Source organism: Evansella tamaricis, assembly GCF_019042215.1.
GTDB lineage: Bacteria > Bacillota > Bacilli > Bacillales > Salisediminibacteriaceae > Evansella > Evansella tamaricis.
This window is the reverse complement of the sequence record NZ_JAHQCS010000068.1, coordinates 21,897-41,493: the sequence shown is the minus strand read 5'-3', so window position 1 is coordinate 41,493 and position 19,597 is coordinate 21,897. Positions and strand designations below refer to the sequence as shown.

13 protein-coding genes and 1 pseudogene are annotated in these 19,597 nt (G+C 35.9%); 2 read left to right on the top strand and 12 right to left on the bottom strand.

The window, feature by feature from the left end:
- Nucleotides 1–44 precede the first annotated feature (44 nt).
- The 7 genes from KS419_RS06480 to KS419_RS06450 form a co-directional block, all read right to left on the bottom strand.
- Entirely contained in the window at nucleotides 45–311 is a 267-nt protein-coding gene (locus tag KS419_RS06480) for a hypothetical protein (RefSeq protein WP_217065252.1), read from the bottom strand.
- The gene (locus KS419_RS25155) at nucleotides 286–912 is read right to left on the bottom strand and encodes a transposase (protein ID WP_217065251.1); all 627 of its coding nucleotides are present in this window, start codon (nucleotides 910–912) and stop codon (nucleotides 286–288) included. The genes KS419_RS06480 and KS419_RS25155 overlap by 26 nt, the downstream gene beginning before the upstream one ends.
- Nucleotides 881–1,525: an IS91 family transposase gene (locus KS419_RS25150; protein ID WP_217065250.1), complete on the bottom strand. Its 645-nt coding sequence runs from the start codon at nucleotides 1,523–1,525 to the stop codon at nucleotides 881–883. The genes KS419_RS25155 and KS419_RS25150 overlap by 32 nt, the downstream gene beginning before the upstream one ends.
- A gap of 36 nt (nucleotides 1,526–1,561) precedes the next feature.
- Nucleotides 1,562–2,251, bottom strand: a complete 690-nt coding sequence (locus KS419_RS06465) for a hypothetical protein (protein ID WP_217065249.1) — start codon at nucleotides 2,249–2,251, stop codon at nucleotides 1,562–1,564.
- Nucleotides 2,252–2,275: 24 nt separating this feature from the next.
- Complete coding sequence (locus tag KS419_RS06460; protein ID WP_217065248.1) at nucleotides 2,276–2,707, bottom strand: TOTE conflict system archaeo-eukaryotic primase domain-containing protein; 432 nt, start codon at nucleotides 2,705–2,707, stop codon at nucleotides 2,276–2,278.
- Between the two features lie 538 nt (nucleotides 2,708–3,245).
- Nucleotides 3,246–3,440 (bottom strand): hypothetical protein, encoded by a 195-nt coding sequence (locus KS419_RS06455; protein WP_217065247.1) that lies wholly within the window; start codon nucleotides 3,438–3,440, stop codon nucleotides 3,246–3,248.
- A gap of 147 nt (nucleotides 3,441–3,587) precedes the next feature.
- Nucleotides 3,588–3,968, bottom strand: a complete 381-nt coding sequence (locus tag KS419_RS06450; RefSeq protein WP_217065246.1) for a hypothetical protein — start codon at nucleotides 3,966–3,968, stop codon at nucleotides 3,588–3,590.
- Nucleotides 3,969–5,028: 1,060 nt separating this feature from the next.
- Here KS419_RS06450 and KS419_RS06445 point away from each other — a divergent pair.
- Nucleotides 5,029–5,514 carry a CBO0543 family protein gene (locus KS419_RS06445; RefSeq protein WP_217065245.1) on the top strand — a complete coding sequence of 162 codons (486 nt, stop codon included), beginning with the start codon at nucleotides 5,029–5,031 and terminating at the stop codon, nucleotides 5,512–5,514.
- A gap of 177 nt (nucleotides 5,515–5,691) precedes the next feature.
- Here the strand turns inward: KS419_RS06445 and KS419_RS06440 are convergent, their stop codons facing one another.
- From KS419_RS06440 to KS419_RS06425, 4 genes are all read right to left on the bottom strand, one after another.
- Nucleotides 5,692–6,291, bottom strand: a complete 600-nt coding sequence (locus tag KS419_RS06440; protein WP_217065244.1) for a WxL domain-containing protein — start codon at nucleotides 6,289–6,291, stop codon at nucleotides 5,692–5,694.
- A 113-nt stretch (nucleotides 6,292–6,404) separates the two neighbouring features.
- Entirely contained in the window at nucleotides 6,405–6,935 is a 531-nt protein-coding gene (locus tag KS419_RS06435; RefSeq protein ID WP_217065243.1) for a WxL protein host-binding domain-containing protein, read from the bottom strand.
- 566 nt (nucleotides 6,936–7,501) lie between these two features.
- On the bottom strand, nucleotides 7,502–8,365 hold the full coding sequence (locus KS419_RS06430; RefSeq protein ID WP_217065242.1) for an RNA polymerase sigma-70 factor: 864 nt from the start codon (nucleotides 8,363–8,365) through the stop codon (nucleotides 7,502–7,504).
- Between the two features lie 4 nt (nucleotides 8,366–8,369).
- Nucleotides 8,370–9,650, bottom strand: coding sequence for a phytoene desaturase family protein (locus tag KS419_RS06425; RefSeq protein WP_217065241.1), 1,281 nt, complete (start codon nucleotides 9,648–9,650; stop codon nucleotides 8,370–8,372).
- 225 nt (nucleotides 9,651–9,875) lie between these two features.
- Here KS419_RS06425 and KS419_RS25615 point away from each other — a divergent pair.
- A pseudogene (locus KS419_RS25615) lies at nucleotides 9,876–10,573 on the top strand (transposase); the annotation flags it as partial.
- Between the two features lie 1,026 nt (nucleotides 10,574–11,599).
- On the opposite strand, the gene KS419_RS06415 reads toward KS419_RS25615, so the two are convergent.
- Nucleotides 11,600–19,534 (bottom strand): Cna B-type domain-containing protein, encoded by a 7,935-nt coding sequence (locus KS419_RS06415; RefSeq protein WP_217065240.1) that lies wholly within the window; start codon nucleotides 19,532–19,534, stop codon nucleotides 11,600–11,602.
- Nucleotides 19,535–19,597: the final 63 nt, after the last annotated feature.

Genomic DNA, 19,597 nt, shown 5'->3' with positions numbered 1-19,597 from the left:
GAACAAAATCGCTAACGCGACTTTCGCACGTCCCAAGTTAAGTACTATTTACTTGGGACGTCACTCGCTTCATGCATAGTTCCACTACAATAAGGACATTCAATTTCAACTTTCTCTCCTTCTTTTAAATCAACAGAGAAATCACCTACTACAAAATCAGGTACTTCATCTGTCTTTTTACAATCTAAACACTTAAAAATAATCACATCATCTTCTTGATCTTCATGTAATCCAAACGGGTCTTCCCCTTCTTCAAGCCATCTCAAAAAAGGGTCATTTATCGTATTATCCTGCTCTTTTTTTGATGACATCTTCTTCCCTCCTAAATTTAATACACTTCACCCCTTGCATATAATGAAAAATAAATCCATGATCCGCATGCCAAATTTCTGTTAAATCCATCTCGCGATGGCAATGAGGACATATAAAAGGATCTCTTTCAAACGCATCAATCATTCTTTGGCGATAGGTTTTCTTTCTTTTCTTCTTTTCTACCAACAAAGAGAGCTGACGAGTTCTTACATAAGCATAAAGTGATAGGATTTGATTCGTTTTCTTATGTGATTTTCTGCTATACAACCCAAAACGCCCAACCATTCGAAAATGCTTGGGAGGAATATGTTGTAGTAACTCAAAAAGAAATCGAAAAATAGGCCATGCCACATTTACCTTCTTACCAGTTTGATGATCTTCATACCAAAATCGAATCGTTTCTCCATCATAAGATTCAATTCTATACTCTGCAATTGCTGGTCTAGCAAGGTATCTACCTATATACTTAGCCGCGCCTTTTGCATTTTTCATTTTCTTTTCTGCGTTAACATAAAACCCTTTAGGATAGCGTTTATATAAATCATTTACTAGTGTATGGACCTTAGGATTAGTTGGGAACCACTCTTTTATTGCATCCATTACTACCTTTTGCCATGATTTTTCTTAGGTACTCATAAGGGATGAATTCACTCGGAACCCATTCTTTATTTTTATCAAGAGCGCCTTCTGTTACTAAGGCATGTATATGAGGATTCCATTTTAAATCTCGTCCAAATGTATGAATGACGGTTATAATACCCACTTTTAAGTCGCGTTTCTTACTTTTTCTTTGATAGTAAAAATGAAAGACTTCTGCCACTTGTTTACTCAATTCATTTAACTTTTTACGATCTAAAAAAAATACTGATCTTATCTCCTTCGGAATCGTAAACACCATATGACGATGTGGAACATCAAAAATCATTTCTTCTTGTTTATCTGACCAATCATCGGTATATTTTTTACCACATCTATGACAGAATCGACTTTTGCACGTAAAACCTACGAAGACTGGTTTAGGTTCTCCTTCACATCCTAAACATTCATATTTCGCAAAACCAATGTCAGTTGTGCCACACTTTATTGCTTTTTCAACGGCCTCCTGAACATCACCTTGATACTCTTTAGGGAAGCGATCATGATGAAGTCTCCAAAAACCATCGAAGTGATCCTTAAGTATCTTTTTTATCACTCCGCTACCGTGCTTTACCATGACTTCACCTCCCATAACAATATTTTAAACTAAAACTTATCCACAGTTCGAGAATTTATAATTTCCTAAACAATGAAAAATGCGACCTATCAATAAGATCGCCAGCACGACTTTTCTAGTTGTTCTTCTCTTGAAACTTCCTGCCACAATCAAGTCATTTTTATATAGTTCAAATTCTCTTCCTTGACTATCAAACATACCTATATCGTTTTTATATATTTGACGGACGTTTTTCTTTATGTCTCTCCGTATTTTCATGTCATCACTTTCAACCATGCCTTTGTTTTTTTCGCGAAAAGCCCATTGTAGCGTTCTTTCATAGGCTTCACCTTCAGAATATCCTTCTTCCTTGAAATACAATATCACAAAAAATTGGAGGGCATGACGACCTGTCCCTTTCGCTAAGTCTTCCTCTCGTATTCCTTCATGCAGCAACCTTTCTGCTTTTTGGCGGAGTGAACTTGATTGGCTATTGGGAGGTTTAATATCACTAAACTCTTTTTTTGATTCTATGAGGCGTTTTTCGAGGTTTTCAGGGGTCCTTTTTTCAAGTGTCCTGACATCCAATAGAGTCATTGCTTCATCCATGATATGGTTAAAATCTTCTTTATTCATCGGTTGAATGGTTAGAAAATAGTGGTAAGACCTTTTCATTTTTTTCAACTGGTGCGTAATGAACTTTGTACGCTTTCCTGTTTTCTTATGAATACCAAGTGGGAGTTTCACCGCCTTGCCACTCACAGATTCTGGTCATAACTCAACTCCATCCTGGTACTCTCCTAATTGACTAATGACCCATTTCCCAAATGAAACCAACTTTTCAATTGGAAGGGTATCATCAAAGAAGAGCCATACATGATATCCTTTATTGCCACTATCCTCCACGTGTATATGCTCCTTTGGAAACCCTATACGCTTTAGAGTGCTGATGATCCCTAACGTCTTAATTGGTTCTTTATCATCAATATCAAAGCAAAGAAATTTGCTTCCCTTTCCACAGTAAAAGCATCCTATGGTCCTATCACCCTCAATATGCTGTCTTACTGCTTGATCATGTAATGTTGAAGGTATAGTGATATATGATGCCGATGTTCCTCGACCTGTTTGTTCAATGAACTTATGTCTTTCACCTATGATGAGTGTGTTTATTTGCTGTAGGATATGATCTTGTTGTTTTAACAATGATGAGTACCTCCTTTTAAAAAAAGGGCTATTGCCCATAATTAAAAGGGAACACTTATCTTCGGAGGTCTTTATTTCACCATTGCTTAAGGATCGTCCTATGTAACAGGACTTTTTATTAAAAAAACGCTACCAGTGAAACAGGCAGTAACGAGAATACATAGAAATGGACTAATAATCGAATCATGTAAAATGATCGGTTATATTGCTTGAAGGATACACAAAGGATGTTGTTTTGGGGTATGACATGAATAGATAAAGAACAAACACTCTTATTTATTTTAAAACCTGTAAATCATTCTTTCAATCAGAATAGAGGGAAAAACACAACTTATTTTATGGTAATAACTGTTAACCCTCTATAGGCAAGTACCCGTATTTTATTAAACCTAGAAAATTACTACACATAAATACCTCTCTTTCTCACCCACAGCCAAGATATTCTGCTTCTTTACTTTCATCTAACATATCGCCCACTGTGGCAAATCGCTTTAGTATAAAAAATGTTTGTGCATTGTATTACAAAAAACAATGATTTTCATCTGTTTGCTTTAAGTTGATCCACCATTTTCATTCCTCCGCTTGAACTTACAGCCAGCATTTGCCGTAATTCCATTGCATCTTTGGGAGCCTTAGACAAGAGCGTCTTTGGTAAATGTTCATTTCTAATTCCCGATTCCCAATTAAGATCCACTTTTCTCAAGTCAATCACTTGCACAGTTGGTTTTTTCACTTCAATATCTCCTTTTTTCTGAATAATCAGACCACAAATTAACTTTTCTCAAACAATAAAATTTCATCTATTACAATACAACATAATCCCTTGACACTCACTGCATACTGCAGATGAGTATCATTGGGAACACTTTATTCAGGTCTCTCATACTTCTTCACTTTCAACATTTGCCTGACCTTCACTCATTTCTAACTTAATCTCTTCTTGATGATGTCTAAAAAACTCTTTTACGTGGCCCGGTTGATTCTCAAACAACAATTCGAGAGCACTTTGGACAACACCACTCCTCGTATTACTAATTGAAAGCACATTCAAGATTGCTTGTTGTCTTGGTGCTAGATAGATTGTATTTCGGACACCATGTTCGTCCGACCTGTTCTGATGCTGTTTTTTCTTTTCCATGTTCCGCCGAGCATCTTTCCTTTTTTGGATGCAAGCAAGACACATTTCTGGTGACTTTACACGTCTAAATTCTGAACGTGACTTCTCTTGGTGACAGGTATTACATTTGATAGTTTCTTCCATGGATAGTACCCTCCTACGTTTTTAATGGGGTCATAACGACCCATAACATCTTTTCAAAGTAACGTCATGGAGGTTTGTTGCTATCCTTATCTTAATCTTAGAATGTCTTTCTGCCTATTTTCAAGGAAAAGTTATAGCGTTTTTTTCAGGTTAATCTCTTATGTTTGAAAAGCGTTTTGACGTCTGTAATCGTTAGTTACTTTTATCTATCCAACCCTAAAATCACTTACAAATATATGCTACAGACTTCATCCCATTCACACTTCAAATTCCCGATCAGCACTTTTTATATAACAATAAACACCCAAATTTTGGAACACTTTTCCCCTAAGATGGTCATAACCTCCAAACCACTTGTAACGGTCTGTTTTCACATCCCTAACAAGTGTCCTTATTCATCAATGATGGGGGCTAGAATATCGTAATGACATACGAATACACACGATTACTGAACTTTTCCTATTAAATCCTTTTGAATGCTAGGATATTCTCGTTTTTTTCAGAATTGTATCCTAAGGGACGAGGGAATCTAACTTCGTTGAATGAGCAAAACAACGCTCAAAGCACACCCAAATTGGGAGAAGTGGAGATGTTACAACTGTTCAGGTTCCTTATGTGATAAATAGGTAATTATCTCTCTCCTTGGAAAATTTAAATTTCATTTTAGTACACGAAAGGTGTACAATAACATTTCCTATTATATCGGCGTACACAATTCGTACACTTTAGTACACAAATTTGATAAATTTCTACCTCCATCTCAATAGTTCCAAGCGTTGACGAGGGTTTACATTTTAGGACATAGAATTTAAAAAGGCTATCTACTTGTTGGATAGATAACCCCTCTTAAATAACAAATTGTTTTTTCCGTTTCCACGATTCTCTTTCTTTTCTTGAGCATATTATGACTTCTTCTCCTGTTTTTATTGACACTATACTTTATCCTTAATTATTGTTAAATCAATGCTAATCCTAACTTACGACACTTTTTTTAAAATATCTCCATCATTGGTATTAAAGAAAATTTCTAGGATACCTTACTTAAGAAGGAGGATTTTTCATGTCGAAAGATAAAAGAATTTTAATTTTCTTTTGGATTTTAGCGATAGGCCTTCTTTTTAGGTATGTTCCCCGAAATAAGATAAGACATGGTGCACTATCATTTTTGTATAAACAAATTATAACTTGGTTATTTGGTCTAATCGTAGTCGAAAAAGGGTTAATTAAGTATCCTGTTAGAGAATTCAAAAAAGCATACAAAGGAAGTTTCTCATTTGAGTATTTTCTTTACCCTTCTTTATGCGTAATTTTTAATTTGTATTACCCAGAAAAACGTAGCAAATTATTCAAATTTCTTTACATCAATATTCATGCAGGCGCACTTACATTATGTGAAGTCCTTATTGAAAAGTACACTAATCTTATCAAATATGTAAAGTGGAAGTGGTATTGGAGTTATTTAACAATGGGGGTAACATACTATACTTCCAGATTATTTTATCGGTGGTTTTTTCAAGAAGAATTTATTACAGAAAGAAATAGTTAAATTTGTCCATCCTGATTGTGGTTTTTGGTAGAGGGGCAATATAATGTTCCTCTACCTCTTCAATTTCCTCCTCCATTCCAAATTCACAGGTGTTAATACAAGTTTACATTCTGGTAAAGTGAAAATAAAAAGGCTACCTACTTATTTTGTAGATAACCCCTCTCTAATTGGAATTCCTTATGGTCCACTAACGATATTCCACACTAGCGAAGTCTCAAGATATGTATCGTCACTTATATTTTGTTGAAGTTGAAACTTTAAAGAATCGACTCCAAAATCGATATTATATGTACCCATTCCCTCTCCTTGGTTGGCAGAAAGAACTTTGATTGGTAAATGTTCTTCAATATGGTATGTTTTACTCCCTACCCAATTAGGAGGATTTGATGAACCTTCTCCCTTTTGGATCTTCGCCGCTTGAGTCTGTAATGATAAAGAACCCTCAAAATCATCGACTACGCTTCTTCCGTTTTGCTCTACTTCATTAATCGGAGTAGACTTTACGGTTAAAACCCATCCTGAACCTGATCCTGTAGCATCAACAATAGTTAATTTTCCCACATCTCCGTAAGCCACCACATCGGTTTTCTCATTCATTCTCAAGGTTACATTCTCTTTTGAAGACTGAATATGTAAAGTACCACTAGAAACAGTAAAGTTAACAGATGTCTCTGACGATTTTACTGTTGGAATATTAATTGAAAGAAAGATGAATAGTATAGTGGATGAAAAAGGAACAAGGTATTTTTTAGTTGATTTTCCATATAACGCAAACAATGGTAGCACCTCCATCCAATGCTACCATTATATAGGATAAAACTTACCAAATTAAGTGTTTTTTTAAGGTAATATAAGGTAATTGACATAGCCTACTTTCGTCTTGCCCCTAGTCAATAAAATACACCTGCAACTAATACACCGCCCACAATCCATACCCACACTGGAATTCCTGTTTGGGGCTCTACTGGATATGCATCTTCTCTTATTTCTTCATACTCTCTCACTTGTTCAGCAACAATCTCAAAAGTCCTTTCAGCATTTATCTCTTCATCCATTACATTTGCGGTTATATTCACGTTGTAAAGTCCAGGCTCTAAATGATTCGGGACAGGGAAGCGTATTTCCGATTGAGGTACCATTGTAAAAGGTTCAAAGTCACCTTCAAACAATTCTTCTCCACTTTCATTTTCAATGCTGTATTGACCATGAGTCCCTCGTAAAATCATTTGAGCATCGTTAATGAACTCCGTGTACAATTCAGGTCCAGACGGATGAATGTTTATCCCTACTTCGCCCATTGCAAAATTTGGATCTGGTGTTCCAGGTAAATCAAGTTGCACTGCCAGGGTAAATGTGATTTCATTTCTTATAATAAAACCGATATCACCTTCTTCATCTTCCTGATTCTCGATTTCCTCCAATGTATCTTCTCCAATAGAAGCAAATAACAGACCGCTAGGTATGTTCTACCAATAATGCTCTTGGGGCTATGGAAGAGACTCCCTCTCTACAGCTCCCAACTGATTACAGCCACAAGAATGTACCATCTCCGCCAAGTTTATTACCAGCAGTTGCCACGAAGTTATTACTTACTGCACGTGTTTACCAATAGAAGAATATCAAAGATTTAAAGTAAAAAGCCTAAACCTCCTTATATTTACCAAGGATTAGGGTTTGGTCTTCAGCAATACCACCAATTGTGGAAGATCGTTTTCTAGTGATAGTATCGTTGCTGCGCAGCTAATGACTATCTTCTTTTGTTTCTATGCAATTATTTATTATTTTTTCATCTTCCACCCAAAGCTCTGGTGATGAGCGATTAAATCACTTAAGAGACATTCAAACTTTTCTATCAAATCCCGCTACCTGTGACCAAGAACATGCTTTTAATTATGTATCGCCATAGGTTAAGATTTGTAGATTATAATTTCACCTAGCAATTGTCAACGTATCAAAAGCATATTTTTCCACCATCTATCTCCATATTTTAGAGAATTGGTAACTTGTCAGGGTTCATGGTTATATATATTTCATTAATTTTATCATTAGAAATATAAAAACTGAGGATACTTTGAACCTTGCCATTTATATGAATTACGATAGCTGGTTGATAATTGACATTTTTTACTTCAAAGTAAAAGTCTTTGGGGACCTTTTTGAAAATACCAAATAGAAAGGCCATAACATTAGCTCGAGAAACGATTGGACGGATAGCAGCATTGACTTTTCCGCCACCATCAGAATATAAAGTAACATTCTCAGTTAGAAGTTCTAATAGCGCAGCAGTATTGTGCATTTGAAATGCCTGAATAAAGAGATTAGTAGTGTATTTATTTCTCTCATAGTTTAAACTTTCATCCTCTATGCGTGAGATTTTTTGCTTAGCTCGACTAAGAATTTTTCGGCAGTTCTCTTCTTTCTTTTCTATAATATTAGCAATCTCAGAATAGGAGTAGTCAAAAACCTCTTTTAAGAGGAGAACGGCCCGTTCATCTGGTGCTAAATGTTCCATCATACGTAAAAAGGCAATACTCAATCCTTCTTTTTTTAACACAATATCGGAGGGATCGGAGTCATCGGTTTTCTCCAGCAATAAGGGTACAGGATTCCATGGTCCCACATATTTTTCCCGTCTGCGCCGTACTGATTTTAATTCATCAAGACATCGATTGGTCACCATTTTGCAGAGGTATGCTTTCTTATTATCTATTTGTTTCTCATCAATTTGATACGCTTTTAAAAAGGTTTCATGTACAATATCTTCTGCTTCCACGATAGAGCCAAGCATACGATAGCTTATGGAAAACAACAATGGTTTAAATTGTTGGTAATCCTCATTACTAATTTGCACGATATCAACTCTTTTCCTTTTTAATGATCTCCTCAGCTGCTTGTTTCCCGCTAGTAACTGCTCCTTCTGACAAAATTGAGTCTGGAGAAGCCCAATCTCCTGCTATATATAATCCAGGAATTTTATTTTTAGAACACTGTAATATTTGTTCATCACCTATTTGAGGTATGCGCTGGTTAACTGTAATTTGAGGAATAAAACGACTTGTAATTTCATAGTTTTTCCACCCTGCCTGTATCTTTTCTAAAAAATGTTCAAGCTCGCTTTTTACCTTTTTTGTATCTATATTATCATTTGGATTGTGGTACTTAAATACATGCATAACTATATTTTTGGCATCATCAGAGAGTAGCGCATAATTTGAATGTACAGAAAAATAGATGGGCTCTACTATTCCCATGGCGAATAATTTCTTTGGATTCGGAAGCTGTGTTAAAGCAACATCATAAGTAGCTCCCATTACAGATTCCATTTTTGTAAACGAGTCAATTTGGGAGAAGGGAGACTTTTCACCTAGCATCTGAGTAAGTTCTTTTGGTCCTACTGTAGATAAAACATTTTTCCCGTAAATAACCTCATCATCTGATAGTACTAATTTAAAATGGTTCTGTTTAATTGGAACAATTTGTTTGATACACTTACGTGTTTGAACCTGTCCACCAAAGATAACGCAATTATTGTGAAGTTGGTCTATCATTGTTTGCCAACCTTTATCTAAATAAAGTACACCGCTCATGACAGCCTTCAAATGTAATAACACAACCATCCCACTAACCTTTTCAGGAGAATGACAATACGTCGAAAGTCTGCCTAGTAAATAGAGTAATGATTGAACATTTGCTAAACGGGTTGTTTGCTGCACCCATTGCTCGTATGTTTGTTGTGCTAACTTTTCAGGTTGAATTGACATTACTTTCAATAAAACTTTAGCCCATTCAATCCGTTCTTTCCAGCTTAAAAAGCTGGTATTGAGCAGGCCTATAGGAGTAAAAGGTGCAGTATATTCCAAATTACCTTTAACTAAAACGCCTCCTTTCTTAGGAGACTTTCCAGAAAGTTGTATATTTAATTCTTCGAGAATCGACTTGGCTTTACTCTTTTTATATAGAGCATGTGGACCTAAATTAAAATACTGTTGACGTATGTGATCAGTCCTTGCTCTTCCACCTACCTTTTTATTTTTTTCGAGTATTAATATAGATAACTGGTTTCGTGCTAAATAATTGGCTGCCACAAAACCAGCTAGGCCACCACCTATAATAACAACATCCCATTTTTTATCCATAAGATAACCTCCTTTTTTATTTCATAACTCAAGACGAGGAAGGGTGAATATTTGTGACATTATTTCTTGTCGACCTTTTTTGTTTGGTCTTAATTATCGGTAGTCAGGATCGGGTTATTTGTTCTTGGTTCTGTTGTTTCATTCTAGTATTTTTCAAATTAGCTTCCACATTAAGAGCATTCTTTCACAAATTCGACGAAAATTGGTATTATCTGCTGCGTAGTAAACGTTACATGTAAAGGCGCAATCGCTACTCTTCGTTTATTCCCTACCCCAAAAGAATTACGTTCGATGGAAGCTGTGGATATTGTTAAGAGTAGAAAAAGATGATGAAGCGTCAACCTGGTATAAAAAAAGCCGAAGCACCCGTTAAACTTGCTAAAAATCTGTTGGTAATGATAAAGCACATGATGCCTATAAATTACACCTAAAACAATTACTTGAAGAATTCGTTCTCGCCATAAGCCAACTGGAAATAGTAGATATAGAAGTATCTGAAGCTCTTAAAAGCATTACTTTTACAGATAAATTAGTATCAAAGGATTAACAATCGTAATGTTAGGTGGAATTTTAGGGGAAGCTGGTTATTTAAGTCAGTTCGCACATGGCAATCCTCTATTACGTCATGCGGGTTTACATTTAATCGAGGCTAGCTCTGGAAAATGGAAAGAACAAATAGTCATTTCTAAGAGAGGAAGGTCTCGTTTAAGGGATTTTTATACCTAGCAACCATATGCCTTGTGATGAACAATACTGAGTTCAAAGAGATTCATGCTCACAATGTCAAAGTGAAAAAGATGAAAAAAATGAAATCTATCATGAAACTAATTGCTAAATTTTGAAGAATGATAGTTGGAATTGCTCGACGTAATGAACCTTATTGTGCAGAAAAAGTACACCCTTTGGCGGCTTTAGCAGCATAAGTGAATTACCTGAACATATGAAACAGCAAAAGTCACTTTATTGAATGTTGGGTTATTCGTAGGATCTCAAAGAAAGCACGGAGTACTGGAATACTTAAACACAAGGGCACTGACCCATTCCGTTAGCAAAACCGGCCTCCACCCCTTTGATAGGCATGACGAAGGAATGATAGGGCATTAGACCCATTGAGACATGGGAGGGAAAGCCTCCAGGGGCGGCGTGGAGAAACGTGCATTATATGGTAAAAGGTGGAATTACCATTTACTCCTCTATTTCCGCATGCATTCATGTAGCCTTTATGCTCAATAATCACTCCACTTTATCCGTCATTGTTCTTACTAGTGGTTTGAAATCCTACGAATAAGCAAGTATTCAATAGATATATTAATCTAACTGAGGGAGTTTAAGTGCATCAATTCACAAAGTCTACAATTCCCAAGAACATTTTAACATAAATATCCAACTACTTCTCATTCAATAGACTTTGTATTTTGATAAAAAAAATAACCCAATGCTACAAGGGTTACTTCTAAAGAGTGCCATGCGAGTGCCCATTTTTTAAAAATTTTATGATACTAAAAATTACTAGACGTCACAGAAACCTTATTGTATAGCACTTTATAGCATTATAAGACACTATATATAACGGTCAAACCATAACTTCAAAACCTTCAGGGAAGCGCGTGACGTCTCCGCTGGGTTCGATTCCCAGACGGTCCCGCCAAATAAGGACTTTCTAATTTTGGATTTTATAACAGTAACGAGGTCTCAACAGAGGTTTAGACGAAACCTCGGTAGATCTTTTTCCAAGACCTCTTGGGTTGGTTTACATATTTATTCAATCTGTATCCAAATTACACTTGTCTAAAGGTAAGAAAGAAGCTGGGACAAAGTGTTTTAATCAATGAAAAATCCACGCAATCATTAGCTACGGAAATATACTTCGCTATCGTTTGTATTGTTCGGATTTTCAATTAAACACTTTAGTTATGTCCCAGCCTCTTCTTTCAGTCCACTATTAGCATTTAGTTATCTAACACTTTTCTTCGTCTTCGTTTTAAACGAAGTACAAGTATTCCCGTTACTAAAATCACGACTCCAATTAACAACTTAGTATATAAATTCGTTGCAGTATCAGGTAATGAATCCTTATCGTGGGCCTTACCTTCATCCAATTGTTTGATCATTGTATTGGTTATTATATAACCATCTACTGTGGACTCATATCCCTCCACTACCTTCTCTTCAACTGTATATTCGTATAATACACCTTCTTCATCATATTTAGGTAAGTCACTCAAACGATATTCCCAATGTGACGCCGAAGTTACTTCAACCGTGGCATAATATATTCCGTTTTGATACACATCCACAAAAATCACATTTGGTCGAGCAGATTCTGTATCACCTTTCCATATTTTTTCCCCCTCAATCACTGTAACCCCTGCACGTACATTTGTAATGTTAAAGCCTTCAATTGTAGTATCATACCCTTCTACTGGCTCTTCCTCTACCGTATAGACGTAAGAGCCTCCTTTGTCATCAAACTGGTCTAACCCTGTAAAAGTATAATTCCAATTTGAATTCGCTGATACTTCTTGCTCATCCATTCGTTCCCCATTCTGTAACAGATAAACTGTAATGGAATCTGGGCGTTTTTCAGAGTTATCATCTAACCATGTTTTTTCTCCACTTATCCCTATTTCTCCCACTCGTAGATTCGTAATCGTATATCCATCTATTGATGTTTCATACCCTTCTACAGGTTCTTCTTCTACTGTATAGGTATATGCTACTCCTTGCTCATCAAACATCTCCAGCTCTGAAAAACTATATTGCCAATTCGTAGATTCACTTAGTTTTTGTGTAGCATACGATACTCCATCACGGATTAAATGCACTTCGATCAGTGATGGACGATCACTTGAATGATCATCTAACCAAATCTTCTCTCCACTAATTTCAGTTATACCAGCGCGAAGATTTGTTATATCGAATCCGTCATAAATTGGCTCATAACCACTAACTTCCGCTTCTTCCACTGTATAGCTATAAAGTACTCCATAATTATCATATGCAGCTAAATTTGTAAACTGGTATTTCCACTCATCTTCAACTGTTACTTGTTGAGTCTCTACCATTTCACCATTTTGAAGTAAATAAACTTCTATAGCTGTTGGGCGATCTTCTGAGTTATCATCTAACCAAGTTTTCTCACCACTTACTTCTGTTTCTCCAACTCGTAGATTGGTAATTGTATATCCATCAATTGTTGTTTCATACCCATCTATCGGCTCTTCTTCTACTGTATAGGTATATGCAACACCTTGCTCATCATATTGCACTAAACTAGCAAATGAAAATTGCCAATTAGCATCATCTGTCACTTCTTGTTCATTGATTTGTTCTCCATTTTGCAATAAGTAAACTGTAATGGATGCTGGGCGCTCTTCTGAATTATCATCTAACCAGATCTTTTCTCCCCTTACCTCTGTTGTTCCTACTCGTAAATTGGTAATCTCATATCCATCTATTGTTGTTTCATAGCCTTCTACTAGCTCTTCTTCTACTGAGTAGATATATGTTTTACCTTGATGATCAAATTCCGCTAAATTGGCAAATGTAAATTCCCAATTCGAGTCAGCATTCACTTCTTGCTCATCCATTCGTTCCCCATCTTGTAATAGGTGAACTGTAATGGATTCTGGACGGTCTTCTGAATCATCATCTAACCAAATCTTATCTCCCCTTACGTCTATTTCTCCCACTCGTAGATTCGTAATCGTATATCCGTCTATTGATGTTTCATATCCTTCTACTGTTTCTTCTTCTACTGTGTAGGTATATGCTTTACCTTGATTATCAAATTCTGCTAAATTCAAGAATGAAAATTCCCATTTAGCATCACCTGTCACTTCTTGCTCATCGATATGGTCCCCATTTTGCAACAGATGAACTGTAATGGATTCTGGGCGGACCTCTGAATCATCATCTAACCAAATCTTTTCTCCCCTTACGTCTATTTCTCCCACTCGTAGATTCGTAATCGTATAGCCATCTATTGTTGTAGCATATCCATCTACAGGATATTCTTCTACTCTGTAGGTATACGCTTTACCTTGATTATCAAATTCTGCTAAATTCGAGAATGAAAATTCCCAATTAGCATCACCTGTCACTTCTTGCTCATCGATATGGTCCCCATTTTGGAATAGATGAACTGTTATGGATTCTGGGCGATCTTCTGAATCATCATCTAACCAAATCTTTTCACCCCTTACGTCTATTTCTCCCACTCGTAGATTCGTAATCGTATATCCATTTATCGTTGTTTCATATCCTTCTACAGGATCTTCTTCTACTGTGTACGAATACGGTACCCCTTGATCATCAAATTCGTCCAAACCTTCAAAACTAAACGCCCAATCAGTATCCGCTGTCACTTCTTGCTCATCGATTGGGATTGGACCTCCATTTCGTAATAGGTGAACTGTAATGAATTCTGGACGGTCTTCTGAATCATCATCTAACCAAATCTTTTCTCCACTTACTACTGTTTCTCCAGCTCTTACATTGGTAATCTCAAACCCCGAATCGGTGGGGATTATTTCTTCCATATCGTATCCTGGAACTGATCTTTCTCCAATCGTATAGTAATAATGATTCCCTGCCTCATCAAATATTGGTAAATCAGTAAATACAAACTTCCAGTCAGAACTCTCTCTTATTTCACCACTTCGGTGTAATACACCATTTCGGTAAAGGTCCACAGAAACTGTAGCCCGTTGAGCAGTTCCCGGTTCATCTTTCCAAATTTTTGATGCAGTTAAATCCATTGCTTGAACATTTCGAATGATAAACCCATCATTGCTGTTCCCTGTTAAACTTTCCAGAATGTATCCATCAACTGGTGGTTCTTCAATTGTATACGTGTATTTCTCCCCATTTTCATCAACAGCATCTAAACCTGTAATCTCAATATTCCAGTTGTTTGATTTAGTCATAGTTTCTTCAAAGAGGAACCTACCATTTTGTAAAACACGTATGGTCACTTCATCTGGACGTGTTTCTTCATCTGTGTCATTCCAATATTTCACAATTTCAAAGTCTACTAATTGATAATTCTCTATTTCTACTTCCACAGTTTCGGTTGGGTTTAGTTCAATCTCAAAACTACCTAAATGAACGGCCCATTGTCCTTGATACCCATCAAGTGGAGCAACTTCTTCGAACATATACTTTCCAGGTCGTAAGTTTTCTACATGTATTTCTCCATTTTCATTCGTTGTATGAGTTGTCTCACCATATTCCCCATCATGTAGTAGATCCTCTCCACGTAATGTAAAGGTAACGTCAGCTAATGGTATTTCTGTATCTCCATCACGTTTAATGAGCGTAACATCTCCGCGAATAATCTCGTTTTCTACTGGTTCAATAGTAATAATTTCTGTCTCAGTTGTTTCGCTAATAGTGAATGGTTCTGTTATACCATCATCTATAATGTTATAACCATATGGTGCATTTGTTTCCTTTAATTGATAATCTCCGACCGGTAACCCTCCGATACGGATTTCTCCATCACTATTCGTAGTAAATCCTGTAAACCCTTCGACTTCTACGCCTTCCATTGTAATAACATCAAAAATAGCGCCTTCTAAGAGATATCCTGTATCAGCATCTTCTTTAGTCAATCGCACCTCAGCAAAGGGAGAGTTTCTAACTTCACGCTGTACTACCTGATTGTTATTAACATGTGCTAATGTCAATTCGATTTCTAGTGGATCACTTTTAATATGCCCAGGTGGTGCTTCAAGCTCTCTTAGTTCATATGTTCCTGGTTTTAGATTTTCAAATTGTACTCTACCATCTACTCCAGTTGTTCCTGTTTGGACAATGAAATCAAGATGTGCATAATCACCGGATACATATTCTAGCTCGAACAACGCTCCAGGAAGTAACCTTTCACTTATTTCACCACGTTTAATTATTTCTAGATCTGCTGTTTTTACTTCATTAGTAATTGTATCTATTTTAAGTGAAGTCTCTTGACTTTTTTCAATCGTAAAGACGATCCCAGCTTCTGCCTCTTCAGAACGATTAAAACCAAATGGTGCAGCAACCTCTTTAAGAGTATACTCTCCAGGACGTAAATCATGCGATACTCCAATTCCATCTACACCAGTAGTCACCGTATCAACTACTCGATTATTTTCATCACTAATCTCAAAAATTGCATCTGATAATCCATCCTCTGGTCGATCTTTATCCACCTTAGTAATTGTCACCGTTCCAGGTATTAACTCATTTTCAATGGTCAGTTGATCAATATCAGTTTGTAAAGGCTCTATTGTAAATGAATACTCTCTCTCATTCTCTTGATAGTGAACTTTTGGTTGTAGTTCCACAAAATAATAATTATTCGGCTCAAGGTCTTCAATATAGATTTGACCGTTTTCATCTGTTGTTAAATCTGATTCATTCAGGTGGTCAACGATGGTACCATCCGCTCTTCTTAATTCAAAAATTACGCCTTCAAGTGGCGAATTATCATAACCATCCACCTTCGTTAGTTGCACATGGCGTTTTATTTCTTTATTGGCTATCGTCACTGTTTCTACAGCTTCATTAATAGTGACAGTTTGTTGGTCTTGAATCCCTACAACATAACCATCTGGTGCTTCTGCCTCTTTTAGTTGATAGTTAGCATAGAGTAAATTATTAAATTTAACCTTACCATCTTCATTTGTTATACCTGATTTCAGTAACACGGCACCTGATTCGTCATATAATTCAAAAACGGCCCCTGAAAGTGTATTTTCATCGTCGTCATAGTCAACTTTTACAACTTCTAGACTCCCAACTTCACCTTCAATTCCACCACTAATTTGTGAAAAATTGATATTGGTGTTAAAACTACCATCCTCTTCGTTGTCAACAATTTCAACTGCATCAAAGTGAAGTGTATTGGAGATAGTTCCATCCCCAGCATATAGAATATAAGTATCATATTCTAATATATAAGCTCGATTAATGGTTTCCTCTAGAAAGTCTATCGTAAATGATTCTTGCCCTTCACTGTCTTCTACCATTGTTAAAGTATAATCCTCCCCTTCAACAAGTAAGTCAGTGGAGTTTTTAGTAATACTATTTTCAGTTACCGTTGTACCAAATATTTTTATTGTGTCCGTAAGAACAGTCTGGTTAATACTTGGGGTATCCGTTAATGATAATTGATTTACTTCAGACTGAGAATAATTTATTCGAACCACCCAGTTAACAACTCGGGGATTAAATGCGTTTTGCTGTGCCTGTTTATTTGTGTATTCCCCACCATAACTAATACTAACAGAGGCTGGTAAATGAATATCATCGGAATTATCACTTGATATATTGACATCATTGTTATACGTTGCTTCAATTTGTTCACCATTTAGGTCCGTAGTGTATTCGATCAAGTACCCAGAATTTATACTTCCAAACTCTACTTCGAATCCAGGTTCATCGTTCGAACTTGTTACGTTATTTATGATAAAATCTGATGTCACTTCATTACCTACGTCATAGCCATCCACTTCTCCAGTTAAAATCATTTCATACACACGTAAATTACTAATATCAAAATTTTGATTACCTTGAATAATATCTTCTAGCACGACATTACTTAGGGATTGATTATTGTAGTTAAGTCCAATTTGCCATGTGATTTCTTTAGTGAGGGCATTATAACTACCATGTTTAAAACCATTGTTCTTAGTATAATTATCTGGATCAAATGTTGCTGATGCAGATTTCGTGTAAGTTTCTGTTTCCCCTTCTGGTTCCCACTCAAGAGTTGCATTATTTCTGTAGGTTGTTAAACTTGGATCAACATCATCAAAGTTAATTTCAGTAGTATACCTAATGTATACACGTTTCGTAACTGGTTCCATCATTTCAAAACGCATCACTCCATTATCATATTCAAAAATATATTCTTCACCTTCATCCCATGTATTACCATCATGGGTTAATTGAATATTTTTTGGAGTGAATCCATTTGGTAAAGTATCTATAACAACCATATTGTTCATGGGTTGTTCATCTCGATTAATTAAAATTTGCCAGTTTGTCTCTTTAGTTTTGTAATTTGTATTACCAGTGTGTGATTTAATAAAGACACCTTGATGTATTGTCTGTTGACCAGTAGTTGAATTATTGTAATCATCTTCTACGGTATTCTCAATCAAGACATTATCAAGAACACGTTCATCTACAGTTGTCTCATAAGTTATGTTATATGCCCGATCAATTCCTTCTTCGAATGTGAACTCAAATCCATCAGGAGTTTGATGAATCACATATGCGTCTTCTGGTATAATCGTTGTTCCGATTACACTCCCATCATCTGAGTCAATGTCAACCTCTTCTACCACAAAGCTATTTCCTACTAATACTTGATTATTACCTAATTTATCGGTCAATTTTGCACTCTGAACTGGAATTACTTTTTCATCATAATTATATTTAATTGTCCAAGTAATTGTTTGTGTTACATTATTATATGCAACAGCACCTTTTTCTAATGGTTTACCACGTGAAACTGATACTGATGCAGAAGCTTCAACCTGTGACATATTAGTCCCATTTAATGTTGCCACATTTCTATATCTTTCACCAACGTTATCTAGAATCTCAGTTTCATAAACAATTCGATATGCTTGCTCAATCTTGTCAAACTCGATAGGAAATGTGGTATTTTCATATTCCGTTAATTCAATGACATCCACCACTGTGCCATTTGCATTCATGACTAACTGATAAAAACGCATTGAACCCTCTATATATTGGTGATCACCTTCCGTTAACACATCATCTAAAACTACATCTTCTAGTACTTGTAAGTTCTTATTAATATCAATTGTCCATTCAATTGTATCCGTATTGTAAACCTTGTTTGGTACTCCGTTCTTCTCAATCGCCGAACCATCTGGGACAAAACGAACCGGGAATTCTGTAGTTTCTCCATTACTTAATGGTATCGAAATAGGCTCACCTAACGCGGGACCATCATAGTTCTTATCAAATGATGATGAAAGAGATATGTAGCCAATTATATTTGATTCATATTGGACGTTTTCATTAAACGTAATCAAGATTTTATTTCCTTCTGTAATAAAACTTCCGAAAACCTGTCCATCCCCCCTGACTAAAGGTTCAGGGTCTATAACTACTGGAATAGTAAAATGCTTTGGCACTTCTATTGTATAAATAGAGCCATCTCTATATGTGTGGTTATTTGGTAATTCAAATCGATAATTTAACTTTAAATTAAAATCATTATAAGGACTTTGAACAATTATTTCTTCATTTGGTTCGAGATCTCTCGTGTTGCCATCTTCCAGTATTTCCTTTAACGAGACTTCTATTAGGAGATTTTCTGGATATGGTTGTTCCCCTGTTGTAGATAAAAAAGTAATGTTATCTTTCTCATATGTATCCGTTTCACCTTCAATAACTACTTCTTCTTCTACACTCCCTTTTTTTTCCTCAAGTGAAAGGTTAACTTCAAAAGAGAAAGTACCTGTTGCCTCTTCCAGTTCTTCAATACGCTGGTTAAACGTCAATACAACTGTATCATCCATTAAAGCTTCAAATGATCCAACTTCCTCATTTAGTTTATCCTCAAGTAAAACTCCATTTTGCACTTCTAAAATATCGACTTCATTTGGTAAGGTGAATTTTTCTGTATCACCTTCATTAACATCTTTACCCGAAACAGACCATTGAACCTGTATATATACCTTTGAATCTGTTTTGGGAGTATCGTAGTTTACGATATTACCTTCTTCATCAATTAAGCTTACATCCTTAATAACACTAGGTTGATCATCTGGTGTTATAGCATAAGATGGCATTATGCTACTAGACATCGTGTAGAATAACATCAACCAAAGTAAAAAAATACTTAAACCTCTTTTCATTTCTTATCTCTCCTTAAAATAAAGAATCTCATCCTACTATTTATTTTCCAAATAATTTCGTAT

Bases quoted from the DNA above. Each gene is read 5' to 3' on its own strand.
- KS419_RS06480 (WP_217065252.1), bottom strand. From the start codon at position 311: ATGTCATCAAAAAAAGAGCAGGATAATACGATAAATGACCCTTTTTTG.
- KS419_RS25155 (WP_217065251.1), bottom strand. From the start codon at position 912: ATGGATGCAATAAAAGAGTGGTTCCCAACTAATCCTAAGGTCCATACA.
- KS419_RS25150 (WP_217065250.1), bottom strand. From the start codon at position 1,525: ATGGTAAAGCACGGTAGCGGAGTGATAAAAAAGATACTTAAGGATCAC.
- KS419_RS06450 (WP_217065246.1), bottom strand. From the start codon at position 3,968: ATGGAAGAAACTATCAAATGTAATACCTGTCACCAAGAGAAGTCACGT.
- KS419_RS06445 (WP_217065245.1), top strand. From the start codon at position 5,029: ATGTCGAAAGATAAAAGAATTTTAATTTTCTTTTGGATTTTAGCGATA.
- KS419_RS06425 (WP_217065241.1), bottom strand. From the start codon at position 9,650: ATGGATAAAAAATGGGATGTTGTTATTATAGGTGGTGGCCTAGCTGGT.
- KS419_RS06415 (WP_217065240.1), bottom strand. From the start codon at position 19,534: ATGAAAAGAGGTTTAAGTATTTTTTTACTTTGGTTGATGTTATTCTAC.